The sequence below is a fragment of the Vibrio sp. 10N.286.49.C3 genome, from assembly GCF_041469545.1.
GTDB classification, from domain to species: domain Bacteria; phylum Pseudomonadota; class Gammaproteobacteria; order Enterobacterales; family Vibrionaceae; genus Vibrio; species Vibrio tasmaniensis_A.
In genome coordinates this window covers 1-1,506 of the sequence record NZ_JBFRKT010000071.1, presented here as the reverse complement: position 1 = coordinate 1,506, position 1,506 = coordinate 1, and the positions used below count along the sequence as shown (strand labels likewise).

Sequence of the window (1,506 nt, the reverse complement as noted above, 5' to 3'; positions counted from 1 at the left end):
AATAAATAGATGTCTGTCGGTAAATATTTAAAGTCATTATTCATCGTTATCTACCTCCAGAAAACGCCCACCGTTAGCATCTAATGCCGTTCGGATAAGCATTATTGCTTGAACCTGAACGGATATTTGGCTGGGACAAAGAGGACTGAACGTGGAAACGTTCGGTCCTTTCTTTTATCTGGAAGAATGAAGTGACTCAAACTGTCTCTCATCCTTTTCAGTTTTACAGGTAGAGTTCCGTCTGGGCTTAAAGCTAACCAACGTAATTGCGCATCAATAAGGTTAATTGCGGCGGTAAAACTGACCCTAGTCGCTCGAACCCCGGCTTCTGAAGCTATCTTAACCATCTCTAATCGCACTAAGTTATAGGCAAGTAATACGCCCCAAAGCTCTTGCTTCACACCGGCAGAAAAACGACTTCGTAAAGTGACGTGACTTTGCAGTTGAGTCTGTTTAATTTCACCATAACCTTCTTCTATCTCCCAGCGTTGCCAATAAATACGCAGCAGGATTTCTAGCGAGTATCTACTAGGGTCTGTAAGTGAAGTAATAAAACCTTTTATCTCACCTTTTGGCTCTTGATATAGGACTAATCTAGCTTCCCAACGTGCGGGTAAATTCGGATTCTGCCGTTGAGCTTGAGGAGAGATGGGCATTGAGATGAGCATGTCGTTCTCCGCATATTTCTCCAACACTTCATAGCGTAGCTTACGCTTTGCAGGCATTAACCAGTGAGCATTTTCCGCACTCTCTTGCCACGACAACAAGAGGTCTGCCGAGAAATAACAACGATCAAATAAGGTCAATGAATGTGCGGGGATATCATTGAATAGGCGCTTAGCTAAGGTCGTTTCACCGACATGACAGCCATCAAAAGCCGCCCCCATAATCATTCGAGTTTCTGTTGACATCAAAGCGACTAAACGAAGTTGAGGGTAAGGTTTCAATTTTTTAGAGATGAACCCAAATTCTTCAGCGTTCTCTGGGGAATCTTGGCACCTAAATGTTGTCCCATCGACAGCAAGAACATTAAGCTCTAAGTCTTTGTCTTGTTGAAGGATATCTCCATTCCAAGCCTTTACCGTTGTGTGAAACAGAGCCGCTAACGGACTCTCATCTAGACGTCGGCGTGAATCAGTTAGGACGCTGGGTGCAACACGAGACCAGCTATCTTCAGGTTTAGGCTGAAGTGCAATGTCTAATGAACTGCACACCTCTTTGATAGACATGTTGCGTTGCAGCCCCATCCAAATAACTAACCAGACAGCTTGCTGAGCGGGAAGCCGACGTCGTCTTATGCTCGCTTTATTGGTTTCAAGAAGAGCTTGTTCTATCCACTCAATCTGAATGGCGTCGACAACAGATTCATAATTGTCGGCATCTTCAATGGTCTCGTGTGCCATTGCTAATTCTTGTTCAAGCATAAAAAAATCCCCATCAACGTTGTTGATGGGGATTATCTGCTAACTGCAAGATCGTTCAAGTCTTCTTAAACGATCGGCATTA

General features: G+C 44.0%; 1 protein-coding gene. It reads right to left on the bottom strand.

Annotation, left to right across the window (positions count from 1 at the left end):
• Window positions 1-101: 101 nt before the first annotated feature.
• Complete coding sequence (locus AB4180_RS21675) at window positions 102-1,424, bottom strand: IS4-like element ISVbsp1 family transposase (RefSeq protein WP_102582670.1); 1,323 nt, start codon at window positions 1,422-1,424, stop codon at window positions 102-104.
• Between the last annotated feature and the right edge of the window lie 82 nt (window positions 1,425-1,506).